A 26,596-nucleotide genomic window follows, 5' to 3' on the forward strand; every position below is an offset into this window, starting at 1 on the left:
CACCTGTTGGGTGCCCCTTGCTCTGCGGCGTTCTCGATCTCAGCAATCAGATCATCGCAGGCCGGGGGCACCCTTCTGCTATCGGAGCGTCAGTTCAGATTCCCAGCTGAGCACATGAGGTTGGTGGTCCACGTGGAAGTGGTCCACCACGACGGTGGCGTGCGGCAGACCGGTGCGGACGGCGGCGCGATAGGTGGTCGACATGTCGATGGCCACGTACTCGATGCTCTTTCTCCAGGTCCGCGGGGTGGTAGCGAGCCAGGCCAGTACGTCTGCGGCGGTGCGGCCCTCGACCTGGCCCCGCAGCCCGCCGGTATCGAGCGCGTCGACGAAGCCGGTGTGCCACCGCTCCCGGACCAGGTGCCACATGCCGGTGGCGGGGTCCTGGTCCCAGCGTGGCCGTCCGCGCCGGGTCTCGTCGATGCCCAGCACCTGCACCTCGGGCAGCGGTTCCTCGGTGACCTCGCGGGCGGCGGTTCGGAAGGCGTCCATCACCGTCGGCCAGGACAGGTGCAGGTCTCGGGTGGTCTGAATGACGGTGGACCCGGCGTCGCGTATCCGGCGCCCGGCGGCACTGCGCAGCCGTGCGGTGATCCGCGCGCCGGCCGGTATCTGTGGGACCTGCGCGGTGCACGATTTCCTCGGGCACTGCGGCTCGCGGCAGTACCAGCGGTGCTTGTGCCAGCGAAACTCCAACCCGTGTTCCCCGTACGGGAGATCACGGGGCTGGGTGATGGCTGAGCCCTTCACCCGGGAGGCGACCACCCCGCAGGCCGGACACACCCGGGCCCGCTCATTGGCCGTGGCCAGGTGGATCCGCCGGGTTCCGTCCTTCAGTTGCTCGACCGAAACGACGGCCAGGCCGTTCAGATCGAGCAGCAACGTCGCAAAGTTGTCCAAGCCCATGGTTCCTGGTGATCAAGCTGCGTAGAGAACAGGAATGATCAGCTATGGCCACGGGCGTTCTGCAACCAGGGGGCAACGCCTGAGCAAGAACCAGGGCTTGAGGAACGTCCGTGCCGGATCGTGCGCTACATCCACATCGGCCCAGGTGAGCGGCTGACAGGACGTCGGTGGTCGTTGGAAAACCGTCATATTCCCGCGAGCCGCACGCTCCCGCGGGCCACCGACTGTCAGACGGGTGGCCAGTTTCGCAGCGCCGCGTCGGCTACCTGCTGGAGTTCGGAGCGGGTGGCGCCGCCGGCGGCCTGGACGGCGATGCCGTTCGACACGGTCATGACGTATCGGGCGAGCAGTTCCGGGTCCGCACCTGGGGGCAGATCACCCTCGTCGACGGCCCGCTGGAACCGGTGGCGGAGGCGAGCACGGCCGTCGTCGCGCCAGGCGATCAGGGCGTCCTGGGCGACCCGTCCGGAGACGCCGGCGGCCAGCGAGCCCTGCACGCCGAGGCATCCGGCGGGGCAGCCGGGGCGGGTGGTCGTGCTGACCGAGCCGACGAGGAACGCCATGGCCACCTCCCGGGCGCTCGGCTTCTCCAGCGCGCGGGCCGCATAGGCGGCGGGCCCTTCGGTGTAGCGCTCCAGAGCCTTGCGGAACAGCTCCTCCTTGTTGCCGAAGGCCGCGTACATGCTCTTGCGGGTGATGCCCATGGCGCTGGTCAGGTCGTTCAGGCTGGCGCCTTCATAGCCCTGCTCCCAGAAGACCATCATCGCCCGCTCCAGGGCATCGTCGGCGTCGAAGCTTCTCGGCCGACCGATCGGCGCTTTCCGGGTGATCTCCACGGCTCCATCCTACCGCCTCGATACCGATCGGTGCAGAAATGCTACAGTCTCGTTCTGCACCGATCGGTATCTAAATTTCGGGAGTTCAGGCAATGGGACAGCTGGAAGGCAAGACCGCCGTCGTCACCGGCGGCAGCACCGGAATCGGCCTGGCCACCGCCGCGCGGCTGGCGTCCGATGGTGCCCATGTGTTCATCACCGGCCGGCGCAAGGACGCGCTCGACAGGGCCGTCGAGTCGATCGGTCCCGCGGTCACCGCGGTGCCGGGCGACATATCGAAGCCGACCGACCTGGACCGGCTGTACGACGCGATCCGTGACCGCGGCCGTGGCATGGACGTGCTCTTCGCCAACGCGGGCATGGGCGCACTCGCACCGCTGGCGCAGGTCACCGAGGAACAGTTCGATCAGATCTTCGGCGTCAACGTCCGGGGCACACTGCTCACCGTGCAGAAGGCGCTGCCGCTGCTCAACGACGGCGCCTCGGTGATCTTTAACGACTCCATCCGCGCCGACGACGGCCGGGAGGCCTTCGGCCTGTACGCGGCGTCGAAGGCCGCGATCCGGTCCCTCGCCCGGACCTGGGCCAACGAGCTGAAGGGCAGGGGCATCCGCGGCAACACGGTCGCGCCGGGCGCGATCGACACTCCCGGAGTCGACATCGCCATCGGCGAGGAGAACGCAGCCGCCGTCAAGGCGGAACTCGCCGCGGGAGTTCCGATCGGCCGGAGGGGACGCCCGGAGGAGGTCGCCGCCGCCGTCGCCTTCCTCGCCTCCAGGGACAGCAGCTTCATGCTCGGCACCACCCTGCACGTCAACGGCGGCGAGAACCAGTTCTGACCCGCCACGCGGAGTCCCGACCGGCCGCAGGCAGCAAAGCGCCAATCAGCCGGGAGAACGCTTGACGCACGATTTGACACGGATGTTCCTCAGCCCCCGAACCTCACGCGGAGTGACAGAAAGTCAGGCACTCAGCGCTACCGCACCGCTCAACTTCGAAGACCCAGAAAACCCCGAAGTTCGAGTACACACAGCGGCTTCGGCTTCCAGGACGGCAGGCTTACCCGGTGCAGGGATCGAGCGTTCTCAGCTGTTGGGCGTGATGAGCGAGAACGGGGGTCGGCGAAACTCAACGACGATCACCGCCATGATCAGCATGCCTGCGAAGTAGCCCTGGAGGACAGACGGGCGGTCACCTCCCCGGTCGAGGAGCTGTCCGACTTCGCCGAGGAGCACCAGGAGTGGCTGCGGATCTTCCAGATGCCGTACTGTGCACCGGAGTCGAGCCCGGCCGAGGGTATCTGGTCACTGCTGAAGCGACACTTGGCCGACTTCGCCGCCGCGAACTTGCTCCACCTCACCCGCGTGAGCAAGCGCAAGTTCAAGAAGATCCAGTGCTGGACCTACTTGCTCGCCGACTGCCGCCGGCCCGCCGGCCTGACCTTCGACCTCAACGAGACCAGGCCGCCGGACTCCACGAGTTCAACCTGAGTACCTGAGCGGACTGTTCTCGATCCCGGCAGGCGCTTCCCTGAATTGAGAGACATCCACCGCGGCTACGCAGAACCAACACGAGGAGACACATGCTCCGCTGAGGCCACTGTGTGCAACGCACTCCATGCAGCGCTCGCTGACTTTCACTGAGCTTGGGCCCGGGGTGTCGTAGCTGCCGATCAATGGCCCGACCGCGAGGTGAAGCGTCGAGCGCCGGGTGGCGCAGTGGGGGAGCGGTGCCGGGATCTATGATGGCAACATGGTGAGGGATTCCGGCCCGGCGTCGGCTGCTGTTGGCTCGAGCAGCCGCGAGGTCATCTTGAACGCGGCTCGCTCGCTCGTCGGCGAAAAGGGCTACGACGGCATGGCCATCTCGGACCTGTCCGCGCAGTCCGGGCTTCCGCCCAGCTCCATCTACTATCATTTCGGGAACAAGTTCGGCGTGCTGGCGGCACTGCTCGAACGCACCTTCGAGGAACTGCATGCTTTGTTCCCGAATCCGTCCTCGTTCGACGACCTGGCGCCGATTGAACGTCTCGAAGCGTGGTTCTCCACGGTGTGCGATTGCCTTGACCGGCGGCCTGACTACCTTCGCCTCTTGGTCGCGATGAGTGTCGGCCCGCACAAGGACGCTGAGGCGGTTCAGCGGATCGTGCGTCGCGTCCGTGACTATGCCTACGCATCCTGGGTGGAAGCGCTCACTCCGATCTTCGCGCCGAACGGCGGCAAAGACGACAAAGCTCTCGTCGAGGAGTTGGCGGTCCTCGGGCGAGCTTTGACGGACGGCTTGTCGGTCACGAACAGCTTCGACAACATTACCTACAGCTCGCACGTTGCCGCGTTCGTTTCCCTGATCCGTGGTCTGGCGGCTCAGCGTGGCGGCGTAGCGAAGTGAAAGCGGTCAAGGGCGGCCGCAGCCGCTGAAAACCGTCGCATCTCGCATATAACGCGCAATAGGTCGGGGAAGATGCGGAGCAGGCTTGCGACGGAGCTTCCCCTTGCTTTCGGACACCTGGCGTGTGAAGCCCCGGGTTTCGCGGACGGTGGGTTACTGAGGTTGAACTCGTGATGTCCGTTCTGCGTCTCAGACGGGCTTGAGGTCAGACCGGTCTCGGCGAAGCAGCCGTCGATGAGATGGCTGCGGTACTGGATGTGCCGTAGGCCGCTCCGGACGGCCTGGATGAGGTGTTCGGGGGTGGTGAGCCGTCTGCGGACGTCCGTACAGTTCCAGTGATGCCACTCTTGCGGCAGCGTGATGACTCGCCGTCAGGCGAGGTTGTCCAGGTTACTGAAGACGCTTTGCGACGGCATGCCGGAAGTAGTTGGCCCATCCGTCGTGACATCCGCGGCGTCACCCGGCGCAAGCACCGCTCGTTGACCCGGCCGGACAATAAGGCGAAGCCAGGCCGGAGCCGGACTCCTCCCCTTTACGAACCCCGCGTAGAAGTCCCGACACCGTCCCGGCAGTTCAGCGCGGCATCGCGGGCGCGGTCGGCACTATGAGGGCAGCCCCGATCTCCACCGTCTTGAACGAACGTCCCTGGACCGCGACGTGATGGCGGGACCAACACCGTGCAATCTGCGTCCATGCGGCCCTGCCCCAACCGTGAATCGCCTGGCTCTCGCGCCCCTGTCGCAAGTTCCGGCTCATCCGGATCAGGCCACTGCGGATCGTCAACTGTGGAATCCGCCGGTAGCGGGACCAGTCCGGACTCTGTCCTGTCGTGACTGTAGCCAACCCGCCCTCGAAGTCGTAGAGTGAACGCTACATACACACGACGGCGGGTCTCGCGTCCGTCGCGCTTACAGCGCTGGTTCCTCTTCCCGGAGCAGCCGGCCGCCGCGACAAGGCGAGACAGACCCCAAACGTCGAAGGTGTGGGGCGGAGCCTCCCTATCCGCACGCCCGGCCATCCAGACCGCAGGAGGTTCAGGTGAGCAGTTGTCTCATCGACGTGGGCCGTACCGCGCTGCTCGTCATCGATATGCAGAACGACTTCGTGGAGGAGGGTGTTGCGCTGGAGTTTCCGGAAGGGCGGCGAGTGATTCCCGCTGTCCAGACGGTGCTCGATGCCGCCCGTAGCCGTGAGCCTGCGGTCATCCACGCTGCGCATGTCCACCGTCCTCGCGGAGCGGACATGCGGATCCACCATGATTTGTACCTGACTGTGGCAGCCGGGGAGGCCCCGGTCGCCCCGGTCGACGACGAGCGCGGGGCGGAGATCCATCCGGGCTCGCGTCGCGTCCGGGCGAGCCGGTGATCAAGAAGCAGAGCTACAACTGCTTCTACGCCACGGACCTGGAATCACCCTGCGTGGGCTCGGTGTGGAAACGCTGGTCCTCGCCGGAATGACGACTGAGTGCTGCGTTATCGGACCTGCCGCGGCGTCTTGGGACGTGGTTTCCGCTCCGTGGCGATCTCGGACACTTGCACGTCCTGTGACCACTCGGACTTTGGGGGCCGGCCTTATGCCCGCCGCAGAGATGTGCCTGGCCGCGTAGCGGGTGATGTCTCTGACCTCATCGCAGTTGGCCGGCGCCGACGCGCTCCTCTCTCGGCTGCCATGAGGACCGACCAGACGTACGATCCACTTAGGAGGCTGTGTAGGTGTCGGCCACATCAGAGGATGCCGCCCTTGCAGGCGTGAGTCCTGCTCTCGTCCTGCTCCACGGAGGCGGACCAGGCGTCGACGCTGGGAGTAACTGGGAAAGCGTACGCTCCCGGTTTTCGGACGAGTTCCGCTGCCTGGCCCCAGATCTTCTCGGGTTCGGCACGCAGATCGCTGGATCCGCCGGGATCAAGGGGCCGCGGGCATGGGCGATGGCCCGAGCACGGCAAGTCTTGGACATCCTTGATCGCCACGGCTTGGAACGCGTGCACCTCGTCGGCAACTCGGCGGCCGGCGGAGCCGCGGCGCTGGCCCTCCTGTCCGTGGCGCCTGACCGGATCGAGCGTGCGGTCGTCATGGGGGGAGCGGGTACCGGGCCGCTGCCCCCGGCGATTCCCTTCTACGACGACCCGACCAAAAGCTCCATGCGGGCCGCCCTCAGCCGGCTGGTCGCCGACGAGAGTGTCCACGACGAACTCCTCGACGAACTCACCGATATCCGTATGCGACAAGCTCTGAGTCCTGGAGCGGAGTCGGCGTTCCGGTCGATGTTCGCCGATGTCACAGGCGGCCCCCCTCCCATTGATCTCACGAAGATCGTCAATCCGGTCCTCGCCCTGCACGGGGAGTGCGACCGCGTCTCGCCGGTCGAGGTCTCCGAGCGCCTCGTCGACGCCTTGCCCGACGCCCGTCTCGAGGCGGTGGCGGGGGCCGGGCATTGGATCCACGTCGACCGGCCGGATGAGTTCTGCAGCCTGGTAGGAGAGTTCCTAAGCGCATGACACACCCAATGAGCAGCAGCGAGAACCGAGTTGAGGTCTTGATTGTCGGCGCCGGCCCCGCAGGCCTGACCCTCGCCATCGACCTGGCTCGGCGCGGCGTGGCCTGTCACGTCGTGGAGGAGACCGAAAAAAGGGGCATCAATCCCCGCTGCAACACCACGTCCGCGCGCTCGATGGAAATCTTCCGGCGGCTTGGACTCGCGGACGACATCCGGCGGGCTGGGCTGCCCGAGGACTATCCCACGTCGATCCAGTACCGCACGACCTTGAGCGGTGAGGAGATCTTCCGCCTGGACCTGCCGGCGGCTCGCGACGTGCTGGACGGTGTCGGCAAGGGCGGCTGGCCCACGCCGGAGCCGCAGCACCGGATCTCACAACTGTTTCTCGAGCCCATCCTGGAGCAGAATGCGAGCACGGTTCCCGGGCTTACCCTCGAGCGTGGCACCCGGTTGGTCGAGTTCCGGCAGTACGACGACCACGTCGAAGCGGTCCTGGAGACCTCTGGAGCGCGTCGCACACTGCACTGCGCGTACGTGGTCGGCTGCGACGGCGCCCACAGCACCGTCCGACACCAGCTGGGCATCCGCTACGAGGGTGTCGACGCGATCCAGCAGTTCGTGTCGACCTTCCTCCGCTCACCCGAGCTAGGGCGGCTGGCAGCACGGGACCGGGCTTGGACGTATTGGACCTATGGCCGCCGGATCGCTTCGTTGATCGCGATCGACGGTGCCTCGCTGTGGCTCAACCATGTGGCCTTCGCCCCCGACCACGACACCGAGGGTGAGGATCCAGAGGAGCTCCTGCGGGAGGCGGTGGGAGGACCCGTCGAGCACGAGGTGCTCGGCGTGGTGCGCTGGACCGGACGCCGGCTCGTCGCTCAGCGCTACCGCGCGGGGCGGGTGTTCCTGGCCGGCGATGCCGCCCACATCTGGATTCCCGTCGGGGGATTCGGCATGAACGCGGGGATCCAGGACGCGGCGACGCTGAGCTGGATGCTGGCGGCGGTCCATCACGGCTGGGCGCCACCGTCGTTGCTCGACGCGTACGAACTGGAGCGCAAGCCGGTGGGGGAGCAGTTCGCCGGCGCGGTGGGGTCGGCGGCCCGCAGATCGTTCGCGGAATTCTCGCCGGACATCCACCTGCCGGGTCCGGACGGCGAGCGGGCTCGCGCGGAGTTTGCCAGTCGCCTCGCGGTCACGGAGCCGCACCGATATTCACCCGATGGCTTCAGCTTCGGCTACCACTACGCGGGCTCACCTCTGGTGGTCGGGGGCGAGGACCAGACTGCGATCACTATGGGCGACTACCTGGAACGAGCGCAGCCCGGTTTCCGGCTGCCGCACGTCTGGCTCGACGACGACCGGTCCGTGCTCGACGAGCTCGGCTCCGGCTTCACCCTGCTGCGGACGGACCCAGGCGTCAGCGTGACGCCCTGGACCTCGGCGGCTCGTGAACTCGGGATTCCCCTGGCCGTGGTCGACCTGCCTGGACGCTGGCCTGACCGCTACCCCACGGAGCTGCTGCTCGTGCGTCCTGACCAGCACGTCGCCTGGATGGGCGGGGCGGATGCTCATCCGGAGGAGCTCCTGCACACAGTCACCGGGCGCGTTGCCGTCCACCAGCGGTAGAGATCACCAGGAGAAGGTACATGTCATACGCATTGGGCATCGACGTGGGCGGCACGTTCACCGACGCCGTCGCCTCGGACGGTGCGGGGCGGATGGTATCGGCCAAGACGCCGACGACGCCGCCGAATCGCGAGGTCGGCGTCATGCGCGCGATCGAGGACATCGCGAGCGAGCTGGGTATCGGCATCGGTGAACTGCTCACGCAGACCGACTACATCGCCCATGGCACGACCGCGTCGATCAACGCTCTCGTCCAGGGCCAGGTGGCCGATGTGGGACTCATCGCCACCAAGGGCCACCGGGACGCGATTTACATCATGAATGCCGAGGGCCGCACTCTTGGCCGGTCGGCCCACGAGATCCAGGACACGCTTCGGCAGCGCAAACCCGCGCCGCTGATCCCGAAGTACCGGGCGCTCGAGGTGACCGAGCGGATCGACCACGCCGGGAAGGTACTGGTCCCTCTGGACGAGGACGAGGTCCGCAGCGTCGCACGCTCCCTTGTGGACCAGGGTGTCGAGGCGATCGCGGTCTGCCTGCTGTGGTCGTTCAAGAACGGGGCCCACGAGAAGCGCGTCCGAGAGCTGATCCACGAGATCGCCCCCGACATGTACGTCACACTCTCCTCCGAGGTCAGTCCGCGCATTCGCGAGTTCGCACGGACCTCCACGACGATCATGAATGCCCAGGTGGGCCCGCGGTTGCGGACTTACCTCCTGCCTTTGCAGAAGCAGTTGGAGGAGGGCGGGCTCAAAGGGCCTCTGCTGGTCATGCAGAGTGAGGGCGGGACCATCACCGCTGACCGGGCACCGGAGCACGCCATCACCACGGTCGGGTCCGTTCTGTCCGGCGGCGTCATCGGCGGGATGCGCCTGGCCGAGCAACTGGGGCACCGCAATGTCATCACCACCGACGTCGGCGGCACGACCTTCCTGTCCGGACTGATTGTCGACGGGGAGCCGGTCATGGCACCGGGCTCCATCGTGAACCAGTTCCCGATCAACGCGGCGACCATCCGCGTTCACACCATCGGTTCGGGCGGTGGGGCACTCGCCTTCGTGGACGCCGGCGGCAATCTGAGGCTGGGCCCGCAGAGCGCCGAGGCCGTCCCCGGCCCCGCCTGCTACGGCAACGGCGGCACCCGCCCCACGAACACCGACGCGAACCTGGTCCTCGGCATCCTCAGCCCGCATGGGCTGCTCGGCGGCAGGAAGCCGCTCAGGATGGATCTGGCACGCGAGGCGATCCGTGAACATGTGGCGGAGCCGCTCAGCCTCACCGTCGAGGAAGCCGCGATCGCGATTCACGAGGTGCAGAACGCGCAGGCGGGAGACCTCCTGCGCCGGGCCGTCGTGCAGGCCGGCTACGACCCCCGCGATTTCGTCGCCTACGCCTTCGGTGGTGCCGGCCCCGCCCACTGTGCCGGCTACTGCCAGGACCTGGGAGTGAGCGAAGTCGTCGTACCACTCGGGCCCGTCGCCTCCGCCTTCTCGGCCTACGGGCTCGCGGCCTCGGACATCGTCATGAGTGCCGAACTCTCCGACCCGTCCTCCTTCCCGGTCGATCACACAGTGCTGGAATCTCACTACGCCCGGCTGGAAGCCGATCTCCAGCGTGCACTCGACCGGCAGAAGGTGAAGTTCCACGACGTGACACTGCAGCGTGAGATCGACCTGCGCTACTCGATGCAGGTCACCGAGCTCTCGACGACCGTCCCGGACACGGAGTTCACCGAGCACACCGGTGCCGAGATCCTGGAGCGCTTCGAGGAGCAGTACGAGCGCATCAACGGCAGCGGCGCCGGCTACCGCGAGGCCGGCGTACAGGCGATCACCTATCGCGTGCGGGCCAAGGCCGGCCTCGGCTTTCCGGTCACGCTGCCCGTCGCTCCCGAGGCCGACAGCCCCGACCCGGGGGAGGCCCTGATCGGCGAGCGCCACGTCTGCCTCGACTCACAGATCGGCTACGTGCCCACCCCCGTCTACGACTATGCCCGGCTGCGGGCAGGCCATGAGCTTGTCGGTCCGGCGATCGTCGACGTCCCGACCACGGTGGTCGTGGTCCCCGCCGGGGTCACCGGCCGCGTCGACCATCTCGGCAACCTCGTGCTGCGCTACCAGTGAGGACAGCTTCCATGACATCCAAGATCCCCGGGGCGGACGAGTTCACCAGTCGCCCCCTGCCGCGCGAGGAACTGCTCCGGCAGATCTCGCCCACCCTTCCGCTGCACCAGATCGACGAAGGCACCGCCGACCGGGTCGACGCCCTGACCTACGAGGTGGTGCGGCACCGGCTGTGGGCCATCACCCAGGAGATGGGCGAGACGCTGCGGCGGATGTCGGGTTCGCACGTCGTCACCGAGTCCAACGACTTCAATTTCTCCATCTGTGACGAACTCGGCGAGCAGGTCCAGGTCGGCGCGTACAACGTGGGTCTCATCGGCTCGATGGATCTGGCCATCGTCTGGACGCTGCGTAACCGCAGTGACAACCCGGGCATCGAAGAGGGCGACATGTTCCTCTGCAACGACCCGTGGATCGGCGGCGGGCTGCACCAGAACGACGCCGCGATCCTGGCCCCGATCTTCCACGACGGCAAGCTGTTCGGCTGGACGACGGCCATCGCCCACCAGGTCGACCTCGGTGGGCAGCGGCCGGGCTCGTTCAGCCCGTCGGCCCAGGACGTGTTCGGTGAGGCGGTTCCCACTCCGCCGATGAAGGTGGTCCGGGGCGGGGTGCTGCAGCGCGACGTGGCCGACGCCTGGGTCCGCAGGTCACGGCTTCCACACCTGGTGGGTCTCGATCTCCGTGCCAAGATCGCCGCCAACAAGAACGCCGCCGAGCAGATCCTCCGGCTCATCACCAAGTACGGCGCCGACACCGTCAAGGCCGTGATGCGCCGGATGATGGACGACGCCGAACGACGGCTGCGGGCCAAGCTGAAGACCCTGCCTGACGGGACGTGGACCGCGGTCGGCTACCAGGAGCAGTCGCAGACCGGTGACCGCGATCTGCACGCCATCAAGGTCGCGATGACCAAGGAAGCCGACCGGCTCGTCTTCGACTTCCGCGGAACGGCCGGGCAGACAGGCATCATCAACTGCCCCTACCCGGGACTGCGGGCCGGGATCGTCTTCACCATGCTGCCCTTGCTGGCTGGGAACATCCCATGGGCGGCAGGCGGCCTCATGCGCTGCTTCGAGATCATCACCGACGAGGACACCATCACCAACGCGTCGTTCCCGGCGGCCGTAGGCAAGGGGCCCTTCGGACCGGCCTGGGGCTCTGGCAACCTCGTCGCCGAGGTCATCGCCAAGATGCTGGACGCCGAACCCGACCACCGCACCGATGTGCAGTCGATCTGCAACGGCACCACCGACCTGTGCGTGGTGTCCGGCGTCGATGTCCGCGGAGGCGGTCGCAAGGGCTTCGTGTCCCCCATCTTCGACGTCATGGCCGGCGGCTATGGAGCCCAGGTGCATCACGATGGCGTCGACACCGGAGGACGGCTCATCATCCCCTCCGCACGGGCACCTGACGTCGAGATGACCGAGTACCTCTACCCTCTGGTCGCCCTGTGGCGCCGGGAGCAGACCGACTCCGGCGGTCCGGGCCGGCAGCGGGGCGGCATGAGCGGCTCGGTCTGCTACGTGCAGCACCCGGACCAGACCGGAACGATGTCACTGGTCGTCTCGGGTACCGGCAAGGTCGCGAACCAGAACGTCGGCCTGGCCGGAGGGTACCCGGGCAACTCCCAGCTCGACCTGGTGGTGCGCGGTATCGACGTGCCCCAGCTCGCCGGTGCGACGGCGATTCCCGCCGACCTGGACGAACTCGGCGGCGACGTCGAGGTGCTGCCCTGCGAGGGGGAATCGAACCTCGGCTCCGGTGACGCTCTCTACCTGCACTGGCAGGCGGGAGGAGGATACGGCGACCCTCTGCTCCGCCCGGCCGAAAGTGTCCGCGAGGACGTGCTGCAGGTACGCGTGTCGGCAGACGCCGCCCGGGATGTCTACGGCGTCGTGCTTGGCGAGGACGGCCAAGTGGACGTGACCGCCACTGATGAGGTTCGCGATGAGCTGCGGCACCGCCGCGCTTCCGGTGTCGGACTGTCCGGCACCCGGCTCACGCCGATCGGTACGCACGACCTGAGCGAGGCACGCCGGCTCGACGACAATCTCGCCGTCCTTGAATCGTCCGATGGCGCGACGGTGGTGTGCGTCCACTGCAGCACCGAGATCGGGCCACTGGCCGAGGGCGCGTTCGTCGAGGGGTTGGCTCTCCGCGACTCGGCACCGACCGAAGCCGGCCCCCACATCTGGCACGACCCGTCGGAGTACGTCGACGCGGAGGTCGTCTTCCGGCAGTTGTTCTGTCCAGGCTGCCTGACAGCGGTCAACTCCCGTGTCGTGCCCGTCAACCACCCCCTTCCGGTCGACCACTACCGGGCTTGGGCATGAGACCATCCGCTGAAGGAGACAGAAGCTGGCCCCCAACCCCGTCGACCTCATGGTGATCGACGGCGCCGGCCACTACGAGATGTACGACGAACCCGCGTACGTCGACGCCGCCGTCGACCGGCTTGCCAGCTTCTACTCGAACAACCTGTAGATCACCCCACCCGGCGAACCTTCCCGGCCGCAGGGCCGACCAGACGGGACATCGCACGCCCTCCAAAATCCGGTCAGCCCGCCGGCGCGACAGCGTCTGCCCTGTCCGGCCCGGTGGCGAGGCGCACGGGAGCGCCGCTTCGAAAGCGGCAGCCCGTAACCGGGCTGCCGGAAAGAAGATGACGACGTCGGCGTCCGGTTGGGCCGATCGAACGGACGAGACGAGGCTGACGCCAAAGGCGCGGATCCCTTCTGCGTAGAGCACCCGGCCGGTCGTGCCGGGCGGCCGGGACCACCCTGGGACGGCCGGCTTTCGCATGTGCGGCGTCTCATAGGGCCCTCCCCAAATACAAGATAGAACGTTCGGTCTTGACAGATCGTCGCGCCCTTGCCAGTCTGTGGGGCAGAACGTTCGGTCTCGCGAGAGTGGCCATCGCTGCCCCGTGGCGCCACCTCACCGCGGCACACGCCGAACTGACTTCTCCTCAACGCATCCACCGAAAGGGATCATTGTGAGCACCGTTGCTGCGCCGTCCGACATCGCCGGGACGGCGTCTGTTTTGCGTCGGCTGTATTTCGTGCGGTTCGCGTTCGCCATCGTATGGGCTCTCGTAATGCTCACGATGGCGGACGAGATCACTCCGGTCGGGACTGTGCTACTGGTGCTGTATCCGCTGTTCGACGTGGGTGCGGCCGTCGTCGACGCGAGGTCGTCGCGCACTACCGGATCATCGCCGACCCTGCTCTATGTGAACATGGCGGTCAGCCTGGTCGCGGCCGTGGGTGTGGGTGTTGCCTGTGCGTCGGGAATTCCGGCGGTGCTGCGGGTGTGGGGGGCTTGGGCGATCGTGTCCGGGCTGGTCCAGCTCATCGTGGCTGTTCCCCGCCGCACGCTGGGGGGCCAGTGGCCGATGATCCTCAGCGGCGCCATCTCGGTCCTGGCCGGAGGCTCGTTCGTCGCGTCGGCCGGCGCGGACGACCCCGCGCTCAACAGCGCGATCGGCTACGCCGTCCCGGGCGGCATCTTCTTCCTCATCTCGGCCCTGCGCCTGGGCCGCGCCGCGAAGGAGGACTGACATGACTGACCACGCCACCGACGTGACCGCCCACACGTATGACGTTGTTGTGATCGGTGCGGGTCCGGTCGGGGAGAACGTCGCCGACGGGTCGTGCAGGGCGGGCTGAGAGTCGCCGTCGTCGAGCGGGAGCTGGTCGGTGGTGAGTGCTCCTACTGGGCGTGTATGCCGACCAAGGCACTGCTGCGCAGCACGGCCGCGCTGCGGGCGGCCCGGCAGGTGCCGGGAGCGCGTGAGGCGGTGACCGGGGACCTGGACGTCGCGGCCGTGCTGCGCCGGCGTGACTCCTTCTCCTCGCACTGGAAGGACGACGGGCAGGTTTCCTGGCTCGACTCCGTCGGGATCGCGCTGTATCGGGGTCAGGGACGGATCGCCTCCGACCGGGGTGTCGAGGTCACCGATGCGGACGGCACGGTGACGTCGCTGACCGCGCGGCACGCGATCGTGATCGCGACGGGCAGCGCCGCACTGCTGCCGGACATCCCCGGCCTGCGTGAGGCGACGCCGTGGACCAGCCGGGAGGCGGCCGCCGCGGCAGCGGTTCCCGGCCGGCTCGCCGTCATCGGCGGCGGCGTCGTGGCCTCCGAGATGGCGACCGCGTTCGCCGCCCTGGGATCTTCCGTGACCGTCCTGGCCCGTGACGGTGTCCTGCCACAGGCCGAACCCTTCGCCGGAGAACGGGTCACCGCGTCGCTGCGGGAAGCCGGAGTCTCGGTGCGCCTCGGCGTGGCGGCCGAAACCGTGAAGCGTGGCGGCGACGGTACGGTGCACATCACACTCACCGACGGTGAGCAGGTCCAAGCCGATGAGGTCCTCGTCGCGATCGGCCGCATGCCGAACACCCAGGACATCGGCCTCGGCACCGTCGGCCTGACGCCGGGCGCCTGGCTCCGGGTGGACGACACGCTGCGGGTGGTCGGAGACGACGACAAGCCACTGGGCGGCGGGTGGCTGTATGCCGCTGGTGACGTCAACCACCGCGTGCTGCTGACCCACCAGGGCAAGTACCAGGTCCGGGCCGTGGGCGACGTCATCGTCGCGCGCGCCAAGGGCCAGGCGGTCGACGACAGTCCGTGGGGCCGGCACGTGGCCACAGCTGACGAGCGCGCGGTGCCTCAGGTCGTGTTCACCGAACCGGAGATCGCGTCGGTGGGACTGACCGCGGCCGCCGCCGAGGCCGCCGGTGAGCCTGACGGGCGCCGCGAGGGACTGCCGGGAAGCTGTCGAGCGGCTGCTCGACCTGCACGGCGCCAGTGGTTTCCGCACCACGAACGCTCTGCAGCGTTACTGGCGGGATGTCGCGGTGGGCAGCCGCCACCCCTTGCTCAACCCCTATCTCGCGACGGAGGATCTGGGCACCGCCCTGGTCTCCTGACGAGGAAAGTCTCGTACGGCGCGTCCTCCGCCCGGCTCACGACGCGCACCGTCTCGCCCCCCGCCCACATCCGGCGGTCCAGCGGCGGCAGAGTCACACCATGCCCCCGTTGACCCGCAGGACCTGGCCGTTCACCCAGTGGCCCTGCTCACTGGTGAGGAAGGCGATCACACGGGCGATGTCCTCCGGCGTGCCCAGCCTCTCCAGAGGCGGGATCTTGGCAATCCGGTCGCTCTCTCCGTCCGTCTTGCCATTCAGGAACAGTTCTGTCGCCGCCCGGGGGCAACGGTGTTCACGGTGATGTCCCGCCCGCGCAATTCCCGGGCGAGGACCAAGGTGATCGACTCGACGGCGCCCTTGTCGCCGCCTCCTGGCGGACCGACCTCACGCTGCGGCAGCCGTCCCGCTGTTCGGCGTGTGCCCGTAAGTGGCCGGGGGCAGAGCAGCCGACACGTGTCCGCTCGGAGTGTCCTGGCCGCGGACGCCGGTTTCACACCTGCGCAACTGCACGTAGTCCCCTCCGACTTCTCCTTGTCATGGTGCCCGTGTGGCGGCGAAGGTGCAGTGCGAGCCGCGGGCGCGCTGACCAGCAGTCACGAGACAGGGCTCGAGTCGCGTCGTGCGCGGCTGTCGACATCGACACACCGCCGAAAACGGAAGGTCCCGCAGATTGAACTCCTCCAGTAACAGGCCTGCGTCCCCACAGGGTTCGCACCGGCCCCGGCGGCGCCTGGCCGCGACCGTGGTGATCACGGCCGCAGCACTCGCCTTCTCCGCGCTGCCCGCCTCGGCGGGCGCCGCCTCCACTTCGGACGCGTCCGGGGGCACCCGCAAGGTGGGAGCGCTCCCGCAGATCAAGGCGACGGCCAGACCGGGGGCAGGGAGCGTTCACCTGTCGCCCGGACAGCGTCGACGACTGCTCGACCAGGCGACCAACGCGGCGCCGGACACCGCCCGTTCACTGAACCTCGGCCCCCACGAGAAGCTGATCCCGAAGGACGTGATCCAGGACGCCGACGGAACGGTCCACACCCGCTACGAGCGTACCTACGCCGGACTGCCCGTGATCGGCGGTGACCTGGTGGTCCATCAGCGACGCGGGGCCCGCACCGTCACCTACGCCTCCAAGGCGAAGCTGACCCTACCGACGGCCAAGGCCAAGGTGTCGGCGGACGACGCGAAGAAGTCGGCCCTGAGCAAGGCCGCGGCCAAGGGCACCCGCAAGGGGGACGCGCGCACCGCCCCCCGCCAGGTCGTCTGGATGATGAACGACAAGCCCCAGCTGGCCTGGGAGACGGTCGTCACCGGCGTACAGCAGGACGGGTCCCCCAGCGAACGCCACGTCGTGACCGACGCCGCGGGCGGCGCCACCCTGGAGAACTCCGAACACGTGGAGTCCGCCCAGGGCAACAGCCTCTACAGCGGGCAGGTCACGATCGGCTCCACCCGCCAGGACGACGGCACGTACGCCCTGATCGACCCCGCGCACGGTAATCACCGGACGCTCGACTCGAGCGTCAACTCAAACGGGGTCCTGCTCACCGACGATGACGACGTGTGGGGCGACGGAACGGCGGCGAACCCCCAGACCGCGGCGGTGGACGCGGCGTACGGCGCGCAGACGACGTGGGACTTCTACAAGGACAGCTTCGGCCGCAACGGCATAGCCGACGACGGCCGCGGCAGCACCTCCCGGGTCCACTACGAATCCGTGCAAGGGGTCCCTCTCGCCAACGCCAACTGGCAGGACGGCTGCTTCTGCATGAGCTACGGCGACGGCGCGGACGGACAGCACCCGGTGACGTCCCTGGACATCGCCGCGCACGAGATGACGCACGGAGTCACCTCCGCCACGGCCGGGCTGGGCAACAACGGCGAATCGCCGGGCCTCAACGAGGCGATCAGCGACATGATGGCCGCCGCCGTCGAGTTCTACGCCGACAACCCCAACGACGTGCCCGACTACACGATGGCCGAGTTGGACGACCTGCACGGCGACGGCAAGCCCATCCGCTACATGGACCGTCCCTCCAAGGCCGGCATCAGCTCCGTCGGCTACGCTCCCCTGGACTACTGGACGCCAGAGGCGAAGTGGGACGAAGCGCATATGGTGGCCGGGGTGGGTGACCACTTCTTCTACCTGCTTGCCGAGGGCAGCGGGCAGAAGACCATCAACGGCGTGGACTACGACAGCCCCACGTACGACGGGCTCCCGGTGGCGGGCATCGGTCTGACCGACGCCGCCGATGTGGTGTACCGCGCGCTCACCGTCTACATGACCAGCACCACCGACTACGCGGGCGCCCGGACCGCGACGCTCCAGGCCGCCACCGACCTCTACGGTGCGGACAGCGACGCCTACGAGGCCGTGGCCAACGCCTGGGCGTCCGTCAACGTCGGGACACGTTTCGTCAATCACATCGCCGTGGAGCCGCCGCCGACCGAGCCGGTGGCGGTCGGCCAGCCGGTCAGCCGCCAGATCACCGCGTCCAGCAGCCGTCCCGGCGCGCTGACCTACTCGGCCAAGTCGCTGCCCCGTGGCCTGTCGATCGACCACACCACCGGCCTGATCACCGGTACGCCCGACAAGGCCGGTGACTACAGCTCGGTCATCGTCATCACGGACGCGGCCGGGGACACCCGGAACCTCTCGTTCACCTGGACCGCTCTTGAATCCGGCGGACACTTCTTCGTCAACCCCACCACGTATGTGATCCCCAAGTGGGGCGTGGTCGAGTCCCCACTGGTCTACCGGGGGAAGCCGGGCAACGCCCCCAGTGACCTCAAGGTCACGGTCGACCTCGACCACCAGTTCAGCAATGCCATGGTGATCGACCTGATTGCCCCCGACGGCACCGTCATCCACGTCAAACCCTGGGGACCCTGGGTGATCACGCCCGAGCTGCACGAGACCTACACGGTCGACGCCTCGGCGGTCACGACGGTCGGCACCTGGAAGCTGCGTGTCACCGACGGCACCCCGGGCATCTTCGACCTGGACCCGGGTCATCTCCAGCGCTGGAGCCTGACCTTCTGAGACTCCGGCCCAACGGTCGTAACCGGCGCTCGGCCCGGTGGAGAGCGTAACGGCCACCGCATGGTCACCAGGGGCTGTGGCCCCTGGAACTCCATGCGGTGGCCGTCAGCCTTGACGCGGGGCCGCGCGCTTCAACAAGCGTCTCTGACTGGCTTAGCGAGCCTGAGCGTTACTCAGTCTTGGGAGCCAATCGCCTTCGTGCCCTGGTACTGAACGACAGAAGCCGCCGGCCCGCGTGGCACGTCCCTCCGGACGCTGGTCGACCGGGCCGCAAGACCCGCACACAACCCGGGAACGCGGCCACGCCGGCGCACGGCTGCAAGCCGTCAGGCCTGCTCCTCCAGCCACCCCCGCTCCACCGCCAGCAGCGCGATCTGGAACCGAGTCCGGGCGCCGAGCAGAGTACCCGCATCGCTGACATGTTTCTGCACGGTACGGCGGCTCACCTTGAGCACGCGGGCGATCGTCTCGTCCTTCATCCCGGTTGCCATCAGATGCAGGATTTCCCGTGTTCGCCGGTCCGGCCCCACGGTCGTCACGCTGCGCTTCAGGATCGGCCCATCGTGTCGGCTTGCCAGCGACACCGGCTTGGCGCGCTCCCACACGCTCTCGAACAGCGCCACCAGCGCCACCACCAGCGCGGGCGAGTGCACCACCAGTGAACCCGCCGCCGGGCGGTCCCCGCGCACCGGCAGCAGGGCCGCCGCCCGGTCGAACACCACCAACTTCACCGGCAGCCGTGACGCCAGCCGCAGTTCCCCGCCCCGGCCCGTCCCGCGCAGCGCCGTCTTGAGGGACAGTGCGTCGGTAAAGTCCTCCGTCTCGTACACCGACCGCATCCGCACTCCGTGCGCCACTCCAAAATCCCCGGCGGATGCCTGCGGACCCGTCACATACGGCGGCTTCGCCAGGTGCAGTACCTCGACCGAACTCCCCTTCAGCAGCTGACCGTAGCGCGCCGACACCTCATCCTCGCGCTCCAGAACCTCCACCAGGTGCGAAGCGCGCGGCCCGGTCACCGCCTCGTACACCTCGTGAAGGCGCTCCACGAGCCCCTCGAGGTGGGCCAGTTCGCCCCGCCGCCGGGCCAGCAAGGCGCCGAGTGACGACCGCGGGGGGCCGGCCGCCCATCGCGTTGCCGAGCCGTCGATCTGCAGCACCAGTGAGGAGTCCGCAAGGTGCCGTAGTGCTCGTTCGGTCTCCGCACGGGACGCCCCGACCGTCGCCGCCACTTCGGTGACGCCCGCTGACGGCACGGCCACGAGGTGTTCCAACACCCGCCCGGCCAGTGGATCCAGACCCGTTACTGCCCACGAGTCGTCCGCAGTTCCGTCCATACGTTCTGACACTCCTGTGGTTGGTGATGCGGCGCTTGGCGAGCAACTCGCCGAGGCCGTCGACCGGGGCGACGTCGTGGTGCCGTCGCGCGCAGTCGATAAACCGCAGTAGATCAAGTTATTGTTCCCTCTCCCGAAGGTGCCGGTGTCCGTGTTGTTCACGAGCGCATGCTGGCCGCCCAGCACCGCAGTTCCAGGACTCGAGCACGGGGCTGATGAGGACCTTGACGGTCACCAGTCGGTCGACCTTGGGATCCGCCCGGCGTCTGTACTCCGAAGCGGACCATCAGAAGCAGTCCCGTGTGTTGGTCGCCGATCTCAGGGCGACCGTCGCCCGGTGAGCGGCAAAGGACGCCGAAGTCAACTCACTGATCGCGTCCCTGCTCCGCATCTCTCCCGGATTCGCCGAGCTGTGGGCCCACCACGACGTGGTAATTCGGCACAGTGACCGCAAACGCCTCATCCACCCACATTCGGCCCGATCGGGGTCGACTGCTTCAACCTGTTCAGCGAGGAAGACCGACAGTGACTGCTCTGGTTCACCCGCGCGGTCGGCACCGACGGCGCGGGCATGCTGGATCTCCTCACCGTTGCCCGCACCCAGGCATGCGCCGATCCGGCGCGTTGATACCGCCGGGTACGGCAAGTGAGGCCCGCGCGTCGCTTCACGGAGCGGGAGGAAGCCGCAGACCGGTTCCGTGCGGGCGGCGCTGATGCCGTAGCTGCGGTCGCGGCGAGAGCTCGACTTCCTGGGTTGCCGGTTTCCCGGGACGATCTGGAGAAGCGGGTGTTCGACGAGGTCGCGAACCTCCTCGACCTCGAGGTCGACCTGCTGTTCTTCGACACCACCCGTACCTACGTCGAACTGGCGGAGCCGGACGAACCCGTCGCCCGGGACGACAAGGGCGACCTCCTGCCCGACGGGAGGAGGCTCCGGCCGATGCGGACGGCAGCGGATATGCCCCTGACCAGACAGGTTTCGCAGCTTCGGGAAGCCGAAGGACTCTCGCGACGACCTGCCGCGGATCGTGATCGGGGTGATCGTCACCGGAGAGAGGATCCCGGTCCGTGTCTGATCCTGGCCCGGCAACACGGTGACCAGAAACTGATCCGGCGGGTCAAGGACGACATGCGGGACCGGACCCTGAGCAGCCGCCCTGGAGGCGCTGTAGGAGACGTGGGACTTCCTGCCGATCAAGGTGGCCACCCGGGCGGCGGTCCACACTTGGTCCTCCACCCAGTCGTGTGCGGCCGGGCCCTGCTCGAGATACGCGGCCGGTTTCTGCCAGCAGTGCGGGGACGGACGGCGCGGCGATCCACTCGGGCCACGCGAGGGGAGAGCCTGTGCACCGCCGTCGGCCACGCCACGTAGTTGATGAGCACGCCGACGCCGCTTCAGGCAGCCATGACTGCCACGGCACCTACGGGCCCGTCGTGACGGCTGACGCGGCCGAGACCGCGTGGTGCGGAACCGGTGTGCGAGAGCCTGAACGGCAGTCGGCTGCGCGAGGACAACCGGGTGGCCACGGCCTGGCTGATCCTGCTCGCCGCGCCGGTGACGATCGCGCGGCGGCAGGGGGCGGGACCCTGAAGAGGGCCGGTCATGACTTCGACGATGCGAACGGATTGGCGTTGGCGTGATGGTGTCCCCACACATCCGAGACACCGAAGTCGTGCGGCACCCAGTCCTCGCCCACCTCGATCCCGCCACAGCCGATCTCAAGATGAAAGCCGCTGGGGTTTCGCACATAGAACGAGATCGCCTTGTCGTTCATGTGCCGTCCCAGGCTGATCGAAATCGGCGCACCATCGGCCTTGGCCCGGTCGTAAGACCGCCCGACGTCGTCGATCGAGCCGTGCTCGAACTCCAGGTGGTGAATCGCCGTCGTGTTCGCATGAGCCAGCGCGATGTTGTGGTGGGCCGTATTGCAGCGGAAGAAGAACAAGCCGGGAGCACGGTAGTCGGTCAGCTTGAACTCCAGTACGGACTCATACAGTTCGCGAAGCTCGGCGAACTTGGGACTGGCCAGCACGAAGTGCCCCAGACCCGTAGTACCAGCATGTGCCCCGCCCAGCCGGGCGGCAGCAGTACGCGCCTTGGCCTCACCGACCGCAAGCTCCACCCGGTATCCGACCGGGTCGGTGAACCACCGCAGACGGGTGGCGCCGCGCAGCTCCATCTCCTGCGCCGAGCCGTCCTCAACCGTGAAACCCGCATCGGTGAGCCTTTGGCTGAGCCGGTCCAGCTCGCGCGGCGTGTCAACGATCCAGCCCAGTTCCCGTGGACTGTCCTCCGCGGACGGATACAGAGCCACGCGGTACTTGAACTCGTCCAGCTCGACGAGCGCGACGTCATCGGTACCGAACGTCGCCGTGGTGACACCGATCCCCAGCGTGCGCCTGAGCAGGTCGGTCCAAGCCTCGACATCCGTGACGTTCAGCCCGACATAACCCAGCTTGCGTATACCCACAGTTTCATCCCTCCGCCACGGCGGCCACGCCGCCCTGCAGAAACTCGCGAACAATGTGGTTGAACTCAGGCGCCCGCTCGTACTGCACCCAATGCCGACAGTGGGGCAGCACGCGGAGTTCCGCGTTGGGTATGCCCTCAAGGATCTTGGGCGCCCAGGTAAGCGGAACGGTTTGGTCCTCCCGCCCCCAGACGAGCAAGGTGGGGGCGGCGATGAGGGGCAGGTCGGGAGTCAGATCCCCGAAGTTCGGGGGAATCGGCAGTTCGGGGTGCGCCTTCAGGCTCGACTCGTACCGTTCGTCGATGAGGGACTCGGTGGCCAGTGTCTCGTCGAACACCATCAGCCGCACGAACTCGGCCATTGCCTCACGGGAAGGCTTCTGGGCCGCCATGTAGGCGAAAAGGCGGTCAAGCCCGACAGGCCACGGTGGCGCGTCCGCCGGGAGAACTCCGCCCGGAGCCATGAGAACCAGCCGGTCCGCGCGGTCGGGATAGCGCATCGCCATGCGCATCGCGACGGCTCCCCCGTAGGAGTTGCCCACCAGGTGGGCGCGCTCGATCCCGAGAGCCGTCATCGCGCGGCATACACGTTCCGCCGCGTGGAAGATCAGCGGTTCGTCGGTCGAGGGCCGCGGGGAGCTTCCCCAGCCGGGGAGGTCCACGACGATGTTCCGGTAGTCCTCGAAGGCCGCCAGATTGCCGCCGAAATTGCTCATACCCGTGGCTCCCGGCCCCGAGCCGTGCAGCCACAGGACCGGGTCGCCCGAACCGACCTCGGTATAAGCCAACTGAGCGTCCCCGACATCCATCATGTTCGGCACTTCAATCCTCCCCTCTGTGTATGTAGCGCTCACTATACAAGAATGTGTGACGCTATCAAGGTCGACTTCCATGCCGGATGCCGACAGCTGCTGTGTCATTCGGCACGACGGACGGCCGTGTCATGGGCCGCCCAGGTGAGGGCCTGTCCGCCTGCTCACCACGCCGTCTGGACTTGCCCATCCGTGTTCAGTCTTCGATCGTCGCGACCAGGTGGCGGTCCGCAGGGGCGGCCTCAACTGCCGTGGACCTCCGGCGTCCTGAGTCGGGAGTTCGCGGGTGGTTGTGAAGTGGGGTGCGCGGTCCGAAGCCGTCGTCGCTTGAGGGGTGCTGGCCGGCCGTCAGGTGAGGGCCGGGGGCCGGGCGGCTCGCTGCCAGGTGGTGGTGAACGCCGACGCCCAGGGTCAAGCGCGGTTGATGCCGAGAGGGCGTGTGCGGGCGTGGGCGGTGAGTCACCCTGTCAACAACTGGACGTCAGCGCACTGCGCCGAAGTCCTCGGTCGGCAAGGCAGCTGTCTCCGCCTCCGTCCCCGATCCCGCTCGGCTCCGACGAGGTCGTGGTCCACTTGTCCTCCTGCGGACGATGAGACACCGATCTGCCCATCCCGCAGGGGAGTTCGCGTCAAAGCTGCCGATCGTGTTCTGGCACGGAAGCGAGGTGGGCGCCAGCGGCGCGGAGGTCACCGAACTCCGCGGGGGCGACCGTGTCACGGTCACCCCGTGGCCGTACCGCCGCGATTGCCGGTAGCCGGTACTGTCTGCTCGGCCACAACGGAATCCGGGGGAGTGGCGATTCCCCACCCCACTCAAGCGGGGCGTCCTCTCGCTGGATCCTTGATGGGCCGCATCACCGATGTGGAGGTAGAACGTTCGGTATTGACTTCAAGGGTGCATCCCGGGCATGCTTCCCAGCAAGAGCGAACGTTCTCCATCGTTCCTCTTCATGCAAGCAGGGACGGCACTTTCTTCCTCGTCTGGGTGCTGCGACTCAAGCATGCCAGCGAGGAACATGCCCCTTCCCCAACCCCACGGGCCTGGTCTGGCGTCTGCTCCCCGCCGCTGGCCAGGCCCGTGGCCCTTCACGCGAGGGGGCTCCGCTGACCCAGCCCATCCTCCATCGGAGACGATATGCTTTCCTACCCACAACTATCCCCGTCCCCCGAGGACGTGCCCGAGCTGCTTCGCCCGGCGATCGAGAAGTGCCGCGATGAAGCCGAGCAACTCCGCAGGCTCCCGGACGAGTTCATCGATCACTTGCGCGCCAACGGGGCGTTTCGTCTCAACGCACCACGCGAGCTCGGTGGGTTCGAGTTGCCGCTGGCCACGACCGCGGCCCTGATCGAGCGGCTCGCCCGGATCGACGGCCCGACGGCCTGGATCGTGTGGAACCTCAACGCCGGCTTCAGTGCCGCGTTTCTCAGCGAGGTGAACGTGGAACGAGTCTGGGCCGACGGCCCGGACCTGATACTCGCGCACTCGAGCCAACCGGGTCAGCTGGTGCCGAGCGAAAACGGGTTCCGGCTCTCCGGCGAGTGGAAGCTCGTCAGCGGAGCCGATTCGGCCCAGTGGCTGGGGCTGCTGGGACTCGTCCTGGACGGCGGGCAGCCGCGCATGACCGAGGCCGGCCCGGACTGGCGCTTCTGCCTGGTTCCCCGTGCCTCGGTGACGGTGCAGGACACCTGGCACTCGACCGGCATGCGGGGCACGAACAGCAACATGGTGATCGCCCAGGACGTGCCGGTGGCCGCCGATATGACGGTGGCGCCCGACTCGGAGGCACGCATCGACCGCCCGCTCTACCGCGTGCCGGTGATCAACCAGATCACCTCCGGGGGCGCGGCGGTGGTGCTGAGCCTGGCCCGGGCGGCGATCGACGAGGTGGCGGCGCTGTCGCGCACCAAGACCGGGCCGGACGGCGTGCCGATCGCGCAGCAGCCACGGATCCAGGCTGCCATGGGCCGGGCCAGCGCGCGGGTCGATGCCGCATTGGCGTTGTTGCTGACCACGCTTGGCGGTCTGGATGCCGCCGCGATCGCCGGCCGCCCCACGACGGAAGCGGAGCGCGGTGGCGTGCGGGGCGCGTTTGCCCACGCGGGCGAGACCGCGCGCGCCGTGCTCACCTCGATGTACGAGCTGGGCGGCTCGACCGCCCTGTACGAGTCGAGCCGGTTGGGCAGGCTGTTCCGCGACGGCCACGCCGCAGCGCAGCATGCCGTCCTGTCGGCGGCCAACTACGAGCTGGCCGGTCGCACCGTCATCGGCGTTCCCGCCGGCGACCCCACCCTCTGAGCTGATCACTCGGCCGGGATGTGCGCCCTGGTCGATCAGCGACGAACGAGCACTTCGGTGGTCACCCGACAGCAGCCGGCACGACGCCGGATGCGGGATCCGGAGCCGCGTCGCCGGCGATGAGCAATGCTCAAGATCTGTGGATCGGCCTCGGGTTGGGACGTGGGAGGGCGTATCTTCCCGAGTGATCGATAGGTCACCGAGTAGACCGACGTTGCACCGTCGGTTGGGAAGGTGCGCCCATGCTCAGCGTAGTCAACGAGGAGACGGCACGACGGAGTCCGGTTCCCTGATCGACGAGATCGTCCGTGAGGGAGCCCGGCGGATGCTCGCTGCCGCGCTGGAGGCGGAAGTCGACCAATACATGGTCGAGTTGGCGGCTGAGCGGGACGAGCGCGGGCACCGCCTGGTGGTTCGCAATGGCCATCAGCACGCCCTCCGGATCCGTCCGCTGCCCTTCGAGTATGCCCGCCTCGCTGGTCCACCCGACCCGGCCGGCTTCCCCTCGGTAGGCCGAGTTGATCAGCGCCACCAGGGTGTCGACGTCGGGGTCAGTGGCGTCGCGGAAGGTCAGTCCGGTGGCGACGGTATCCATGGGGGTGTGCCTTTCGGGTCTCGACCGCGGCCGTCGGTTCTTTCTCCTGTCGGACGCGAGACGGGATACGGATACGCATGTCAAACTATCCAAGGGAGAACGTTCGGTCTCAAAATTAGAGGTATCCGACCGCCTCTTGTCAAGCAGAACGTTCTATCTCACAGGTGCCGCAGTGGCAGGGGTTGATACTGGTGGACGCGCGTATTCAGGTGTCGCGAGTTCGGGATGAGTGCAAGCGGGTTTGGCCACTGTCCGTTCCCGCCGGGAGTTGTGCCCGGCGGGTTGTTCGCCGGACCGGCAACGACGACTCGGCTACGTCACCGCCGCTGACTGGGCATCGCGGCATACGGGGTGGCGGCGTCCTGCTGACGGCGGGGCGGGAGTTGCGGACGACTTTGTCTGTGACGCACCGGGTGTAGGCGCGCGAAAGGTCGCTGTCCGGATGGTCGACGGTCAGGGTGTCCAGTCCGGCTCACTCATGGCGAGCCGCCCGCGGGTGGCCAATGCAGGCGCCGGGGTGAGGCGGTCAACCACGCCGTCGCTGGCGTCGCCGCACTCCACAACCTCAAGATCGACATCCCGTAAACAGGCCCCCGTGGCGGGGCAGTGGGCCCCGACCCGCATTACGTGATGGCTCTTAGCTAGTGTCCTGCGCCTGAAATTCGTTGAATATATCGGGCGAGGGAGTCGAGGATCTCTTCGGCGGTCTTGGTCCACACGAACGGTTTGGGGTCCT

General features: G+C 67.7%; 19 protein-coding genes and 6 pseudogenes. 16 read left to right on the forward strand and 9 right to left on the reverse strand.

The genetic code is table 11. The annotated features are described in order from the left end of the window. Positions 1–78: 78 nt before the first annotated feature. Positions 79–900 carry a transposase gene (locus ABZ904_RS43960; protein ID WP_361829723.1) on the reverse strand — a complete coding sequence of 274 codons (822 nt, stop codon included), beginning with the start codon at positions 898–900 and terminating at the stop codon, positions 79–81. A 233-nt stretch (positions 901–1,133) separates the two neighbouring features. Beyond that, positions 1,134–1,742: a TetR/AcrR family transcriptional regulator gene (locus ABZ904_RS43965; RefSeq protein ID WP_359402630.1), complete on the reverse strand. Its 609-nt coding sequence runs from the start codon at positions 1,740–1,742 to the stop codon at positions 1,134–1,136. A gap of 92 nt (positions 1,743–1,834) precedes the next feature. On the opposite strand from ABZ904_RS43965, the gene ABZ904_RS43970 reads away from it, so the two are divergent. Beyond that, positions 1,835–2,581, forward strand: coding sequence for an SDR family oxidoreductase (locus tag ABZ904_RS43970; RefSeq protein WP_361000458.1), 747 nt, complete (start codon positions 1,835–1,837; stop codon positions 2,579–2,581). 246 nt (positions 2,582–2,827) lie between these two features. Here the strand turns inward: ABZ904_RS43970 and ABZ904_RS43975 are convergent, their stop codons facing one another. Then, positions 2,828–2,977: a hypothetical protein gene (locus tag ABZ904_RS43975; RefSeq protein ID WP_359402624.1), complete on the reverse strand. Its 150-nt coding sequence runs from the start codon at positions 2,975–2,977 to the stop codon at positions 2,828–2,830. Between the two features lie 129 nt (positions 2,978–3,106). Here ABZ904_RS43975 and ABZ904_RS43980 point away from each other — a divergent pair, with 129 nt between their 5' ends. Further along, positions 3,107–3,232, forward strand: a complete 126-nt coding sequence (locus tag ABZ904_RS43980) for a hypothetical protein (protein ID WP_361000461.1) — start codon at positions 3,107–3,109, stop codon at positions 3,230–3,232. A 262-nt stretch (positions 3,233–3,494) separates the two neighbouring features. Continuing rightward, on the forward strand, positions 3,495–4,130 hold the full coding sequence (locus ABZ904_RS43985) for a TetR/AcrR family transcriptional regulator (protein ID WP_359402618.1): 636 nt from the start codon (positions 3,495–3,497) through the stop codon (positions 4,128–4,130). Positions 4,131–4,321: 191 nt separating this feature from the next. Here the strand turns inward: ABZ904_RS43985 and ABZ904_RS43990 are convergent. Further along, positions 4,322–4,435, reverse strand: a pseudogene (locus tag ABZ904_RS43990) (IS630 family transposase); the annotation flags it as partial. A 733-nt stretch (positions 4,436–5,168) separates the two neighbouring features. Between ABZ904_RS43990 and ABZ904_RS43995 the strand changes: the two are divergent. From ABZ904_RS43995 to ABZ904_RS44035, 9 genes and pseudogenes are all read left to right on the forward strand, one after another. Next, entirely contained in the window at positions 5,169–5,495 is a 327-nt protein-coding gene (locus ABZ904_RS43995; RefSeq protein ID WP_361000464.1) for an isochorismatase family protein, read from the forward strand. A 347-nt stretch (positions 5,496–5,842) separates the two neighbouring features. Then, positions 5,843–6,625: an alpha/beta hydrolase gene (locus tag ABZ904_RS44000; protein ID WP_361829726.1), complete on the forward strand. Its 783-nt coding sequence runs from the start codon at positions 5,843–5,845 to the stop codon at positions 6,623–6,625. Positions 6,626–6,633: 8 nt separating this feature from the next. Further along, positions 6,634–8,253: an FAD-dependent monooxygenase gene (locus ABZ904_RS44005; RefSeq protein ID WP_361829728.1), complete on the forward strand. Its 1,620-nt coding sequence runs from the start codon at positions 6,634–6,636 to the stop codon at positions 8,251–8,253. Between the two features lie 20 nt (positions 8,254–8,273). Further along, positions 8,274–10,376 (forward strand): hydantoinase/oxoprolinase family protein, encoded by a 2,103-nt coding sequence (locus tag ABZ904_RS44010; protein ID WP_359402606.1) that lies wholly within the window; start codon positions 8,274–8,276, stop codon positions 10,374–10,376. A gap of 11 nt (positions 10,377–10,387) precedes the next feature. Next, on the forward strand, positions 10,388–12,712 hold the full coding sequence (locus tag ABZ904_RS44015; protein ID WP_359402603.1) for a hydantoinase B/oxoprolinase family protein: 2,325 nt from the start codon (positions 10,388–10,390) through the stop codon (positions 12,710–12,712). A 22-nt stretch (positions 12,713–12,734) separates the two neighbouring features. Next, positions 12,735–12,863, forward strand: a pseudogene (locus tag ABZ904_RS44020) (alpha/beta hydrolase); the annotation flags it as partial. A 511-nt stretch (positions 12,864–13,374) separates the two neighbouring features. Continuing rightward, entirely contained in the window at positions 13,375–13,938 is a 564-nt protein-coding gene (locus ABZ904_RS44025; RefSeq protein WP_359402594.1) for a hypothetical protein, read from the forward strand. Position 13,939: 1 nt separating this feature from the next. Further along, positions 13,940–15,123: pseudogene (locus ABZ904_RS44030) on the forward strand (NAD(P)/FAD-dependent oxidoreductase); the annotation flags it as partial. Next, positions 15,122–15,313, forward strand: coding sequence for a hypothetical protein (locus ABZ904_RS44035; RefSeq protein WP_359402676.1), 192 nt, complete (start codon positions 15,122–15,124; stop codon positions 15,311–15,313). The pseudogene ABZ904_RS44030 and the gene ABZ904_RS44035, both read left to right, overlap by 2 nt. A 93-nt stretch (positions 15,314–15,406) precedes the next feature. On the opposite strand, the pseudogene ABZ904_RS44040 reads toward ABZ904_RS44035, so the two are convergent. Then, positions 15,407–15,672: pseudogene (locus ABZ904_RS44040) on the reverse strand (SDR family oxidoreductase); the annotation flags it as partial. Positions 15,673–16,055: 383 nt separating this feature from the next. On the opposite strand from ABZ904_RS44040, the gene ABZ904_RS44045 reads away from it, so the two are divergent. Beyond that, positions 16,056–18,350: a M4 family metallopeptidase gene (locus tag ABZ904_RS44045; RefSeq protein ID WP_361829737.1), complete on the forward strand. Its 2,295-nt coding sequence runs from the start codon at positions 16,056–16,058 to the stop codon at positions 18,348–18,350. A 326-nt stretch (positions 18,351–18,676) separates the two neighbouring features. On the opposite strand, the gene ABZ904_RS44050 is transcribed toward ABZ904_RS44045, so the two are convergent. Continuing rightward, positions 18,677–19,687 carry a LuxR C-terminal-related transcriptional regulator gene (locus ABZ904_RS44050; protein ID WP_361829731.1) on the reverse strand — a complete coding sequence of 337 codons (1,011 nt, stop codon included), beginning with the start codon at positions 19,685–19,687 and terminating at the stop codon, positions 18,677–18,679. 389 nt (positions 19,688–20,076) lie between these two features. Between ABZ904_RS44050 and ABZ904_RS44055 the strand changes: the two genes are divergently transcribed. Continuing rightward, a complete protein-coding gene (locus ABZ904_RS44055; protein WP_361829739.1) occupies positions 20,077–20,337 on the forward strand; it encodes a hypothetical protein in 261 nt (86 codons plus the stop codon). A gap of 951 nt (positions 20,338–21,288) precedes the next feature. Here the strand turns inward: ABZ904_RS44055 and ABZ904_RS44060 are convergent. Then, positions 21,289–22,158, reverse strand: coding sequence for a VOC family protein (locus ABZ904_RS44060; RefSeq protein ID WP_361000477.1), 870 nt, complete (start codon positions 22,156–22,158; stop codon positions 21,289–21,291). Between the two features lie 4 nt (positions 22,159–22,162). Further along, complete coding sequence (locus ABZ904_RS44065; RefSeq protein ID WP_361829733.1) at positions 22,163–22,969, reverse strand: alpha/beta hydrolase; 807 nt, start codon at positions 22,967–22,969, stop codon at positions 22,163–22,165. A gap of 1,135 nt (positions 22,970–24,104) precedes the next feature. On the opposite strand from ABZ904_RS44065, the gene ABZ904_RS44070 reads away from it, so the two are divergent. Together ABZ904_RS44070 and ABZ904_RS44075 are read left to right on the forward strand one after the other, a co-directional pair. Next, positions 24,105–25,265 carry an acyl-CoA dehydrogenase family protein gene (locus tag ABZ904_RS44070; protein ID WP_361829735.1) on the forward strand — a complete coding sequence of 387 codons (1,161 nt, stop codon included), beginning with the start codon at positions 24,105–24,107 and terminating at the stop codon, positions 25,263–25,265. A gap of 289 nt (positions 25,266–25,554) precedes the next feature. Beyond that, positions 25,555–25,698, forward strand: a pseudogene (locus ABZ904_RS44075) (IS256 family transposase); the annotation flags it as partial. Here ABZ904_RS44075 and ABZ904_RS44080 read toward each other — a convergent pair. Continuing rightward, positions 25,693–25,860 (reverse strand): annotated as a pseudogene (locus ABZ904_RS44080) (GNAT family N-acetyltransferase); the annotation flags it as partial. The pseudogenes ABZ904_RS44075 and ABZ904_RS44080 overlap by 6 nt on opposite strands. Between the last annotated feature and the right edge of the window lie 736 nt (positions 25,861–26,596).

The sequence above is a fragment of the Streptomyces sp. NPDC046900 genome (assembly GCF_040644975.1).
Classification (GTDB): domain Bacteria; phylum Actinomycetota; class Actinomycetes; order Streptomycetales; family Streptomycetaceae; genus Streptomyces.

Coding starts and splice junctions, on each gene's coding strand:
- ABZ904_RS44010 (WP_359402606.1), top strand. CDS start 8,274: ATGTCATACGCATTGGGCATCGACGTGGGCGGCACGTTCACCGACGCC.
- ABZ904_RS44005 (WP_361829728.1), top strand. CDS start 6,634: ATGAGCAGCAGCGAGAACCGAGTTGAGGTCTTGATTGTCGGCGCCGGC.
- ABZ904_RS44050 (WP_361829731.1), bottom strand. CDS start 19,687: ATGGACGGAACTGCGGACGACTCGTGGGCAGTAACGGGTCTGGATCCA.
- ABZ904_RS43970 (WP_361000458.1), top strand. CDS start 1,835: ATGGGACAGCTGGAAGGCAAGACCGCCGTCGTCACCGGCGGCAGCACC.
- ABZ904_RS43985 (WP_359402618.1), top strand. CDS start 3,495: ATGGTGAGGGATTCCGGCCCGGCGTCGGCTGCTGTTGGCTCGAGCAGC.
- ABZ904_RS44065 (WP_361829733.1), bottom strand. CDS start 22,969: ATGATGGATGTCGGGGACGCTCAGTTGGCTTATACCGAGGTCGGTTCG.
- ABZ904_RS44015 (WP_359402603.1), top strand. CDS start 10,388: ATGACATCCAAGATCCCCGGGGCGGACGAGTTCACCAGTCGCCCCCTG.
- ABZ904_RS44070 (WP_361829735.1), top strand. CDS start 24,105: ATGCTTTCCTACCCACAACTATCCCCGTCCCCCGAGGACGTGCCCGAG.